Genomic DNA, 2,644 nt, shown 5'->3' on the forward strand with positions numbered 1-2,644 from the left:
TGCAGTGCATGAATCACCTCATCCCGCCGGATTCGGGCAGGATGTTTCTGAACGGCTCAGAGGTCCGCATCCATCACAAGAAGGATATGTACGCCTTTCGGCAACAGGTGGGCATGATCTTTCAGGATTTCAACCTGTTTGATCACTTGGACGCCATGAACAACGTGGCCGTGGCCCTGCGCAAGGTCAAGGGCTGGTCCAAGTCGAGGGCCAGGGAGCGGGCCATGGCCGAACTCGAACGGGTCGGTCTGGCCTCCAGGGCTAATCTCTACCCGGCTGAACTCTCTGGTGGGCAGAAGCAGCGAGTGTCCATCGCCAGGGCACTGGCCATGGATCCGACGGTCATTTTACTGGACGAGCCGACCTCGGCCCTGGATCCGGAGCTCATCGGCGAAGTTCTGGCGGTCATCAGGGATCTGGCCAAGTCGGGTATGACCATGCTCATGGCCACGCATCAGATTTCTTTCGTTCAGGCAATGGCCCAGGAGGTCCTGTTCATGGAGCGCGGCGAGGTCATTGAGCGCGGTCGGCCGACGGACCTTCTTTGCCCGGGTGCCGGAACCAGGACCCAGGCCTTTTGCGACAAGCTGAGCGAATTGGCCGAGGAAGGATAGAATGGGAGAAGGGTTTTTCTGGTCCGAATTGGTGCCGGCCCTGAACACCGGGCTGTGGATGAGTGTCCGACTCATCGTGCCCTCGGCCGTCATGGGTCTGGTCCTGGGAGTCGTGGTCGGGGCTCTTCGAGCCTACGCCATGGCCCCCGTGCAACGACTGGCCAATGCGTATACGGCCCTGTTCAGGGGGACACCGCTGGTGGTCCAGTTATTCGTCCTCTACTTCGGGCTGCCCAACGTCGGGATCTTCCTCGATCCGTACCCGGCGGCGGTCCTGGGATTCACTTTGTGCAGTGCGGCTTACCACTCGGAGTACATCAGGGGGGCACTGCTTTCCATTCGCAAGGGTCAGACTTTGGCCGCCCAGGCTCTGGGCTTCGGCACCTTTGGCACGGTGTTCTGGATCATTATTCCCCAGGCCATGCGCCGGGCCTTGCCCGGGTGCGGCAACGAAATCATCTACCTCATCAAGTACTCGTCCCTGGCCTATATCATCACCTGCATCGAGTTGACCGGAACGGGCAAGATGATCGCCTCGCGATCGTTTCGCTTCACAGAGGTCTTTCTGGTGGTGGGCTTTTACTATCTGTTGCTTGTCACCCTGGCTACGTTCATCCTTTCGACTATCGAGAAGAAGACGGCCATTCCCGGGTTTGGTCAAGGCCGTTAGGCCCGACGAAATCGACCAGTCAGACAAAGGCATGGCCCCGGGCCACGATTTCAACCTTGCCGCCGATCCAGGCCCGCTCTACGTATCCGTCGGATCCTCGGTCCAGGCGGACGCATATCGCGTGCCCGCTGGGCTGGACGATGGAGCACCGGTCCAGGCCGAGGTTCAGGGCCAGGGCCAGTGAGCCGGACCCGCAGGCGGTTTCGGCGTGCAAGGTGTGGGTGGCAGCGACCCGGATACAAGGCTTGATGGACAGGGAGATTCCGGTCCGTCGGTACCAGACGCATCCGGCCGCCGGCAGATCGGCCAGACCGTGGACGTCGAGGAGTTTTCGAACCACGGTCGGCCAGTCAGATGGAAAGGGTGAGTGGTCCTCATCTACCAGTAGATGGGAGATGCCGGGAAGGTGGACCGGATTCGGGGCCGGAACAGTCAATCCATCCGGCAGGGGGATCTCCACCCAGGCCTCCAAGCCGGAGAGGACCCGGCAGGCCAGGGGTCGTTCGGCTCCGGAAACACTGATGACGGTTTCGAAAGGCGCGTCAGTTTCCGTCCGGCTTTCCAGGGCCAAAACGGCGGCCAGAGACCTTGCTGCGTTGCCGCAGAATTCCCCGCCCATCATGTCCAATCTGGGGATGTCGTCCAGGGTGGAAACAAAGCCCACTTGTTCGGCCCCGAGGTGCGAGTCTTTCATGAGGCGGCGAGCCAGGGAGACCATTACCTCGGGTTCCGGGGGCGAAGTCATGACCAGGATCGTCGGGTTGCCTCCGGGAAAGGCCTTGTAGAATGGAATTTCTATCATGCGCGAATGGCGCTGGCTCCTGCCTCGCGAATTCTATCCGACAGATAGCCTTCGATCTCGTCGTCGCTTTGATCGACATCAAAGCAACAGGCGTCCTTGCCTTGGAGTCCATCAGGGACGACATCGCCAACGCAGTCGGGATCGGTGATCAATTCCGAGGGAAAACAGACCGAGAGCCAGCGTTCCTCGGGTTCGTCGTCAATGACATCGATGAGGACTAGAATCGGCTCATTGCTCCGGGTCGGATGCAGACCGCGAAGCGAGTATGAAACGCCTGGTCTGGCCGAGAAGTCGAGGTTCATGCCGTCAATGGAGGCAAGTACCGAGTGGAGGGAGTGAAACAAGGGCTTGATCCCCTTTTCGTCGACGGGCCAGGATTCGAGAAAGTCGGTCAAGGCAATGGCGGATTCTTCTGTCATGCTAGTTCCTTCTGTTTGTGTTGATAAAATGAATTTTTGTATTGTGACGGAGTGGCCCTAAACAGACGAAGTCTCTAGGAGGATTGTCATGGATCGTCAAATATCCATGCTTTCTTGTCTGAGCGGGTTTATTGACAAG

At 59.0% G+C, this 2,644-nt stretch carries 4 protein-coding genes; 2 read left to right on the plus strand and 2 right to left on the minus strand.

Translation table 11 applies throughout. From position 1 onward, the window contains the following. Both EOM25_13760 and EOM25_13765 read left to right on the plus strand, forming a co-directional pair. On the plus strand, window positions 1-614 hold a 614-nt coding region (locus EOM25_13760; protein NCC26240.1), incomplete at its 5' end, for an amino acid ABC transporter ATP-binding protein. Window position 615: 1 nt separating this feature from the next. Continuing rightward, a complete protein-coding gene (locus tag EOM25_13765) occupies window positions 616-1,284 on the plus strand; it encodes an amino acid ABC transporter permease (protein NCC26241.1) in 669 nt (222 codons plus the stop codon). A gap of 19 nt (window positions 1,285-1,303) precedes the next feature. On the opposite strand, the gene EOM25_13770 is transcribed toward EOM25_13765, so the two are convergent. After that, on the minus strand, window positions 1,304-2,086 hold the full coding sequence (locus EOM25_13770; protein ID NCC26242.1) for a diaminopimelate epimerase: 783 nt from the start codon (window positions 2,084-2,086) through the stop codon (window positions 1,304-1,306). After that, window positions 2,083-2,505, minus strand: a complete 423-nt coding sequence (locus EOM25_13775) for a hypothetical protein (GenBank protein ID NCC26243.1) — start codon at window positions 2,503-2,505, stop codon at window positions 2,083-2,085. Before EOM25_13775 ends, EOM25_13770 begins: the two co-directional genes overlap by 4 nt. Between the last annotated feature and the right edge of the window lie 139 nt (window positions 2,506-2,644).

It is taken from the genome of Deltaproteobacteria bacterium (assembly GCA_009929795.1).
In the GTDB taxonomy this organism is placed as follows: Bacteria; Desulfobacterota; Desulfovibrionia; order Desulfovibrionales; family Desulfomicrobiaceae; genus RZZR01.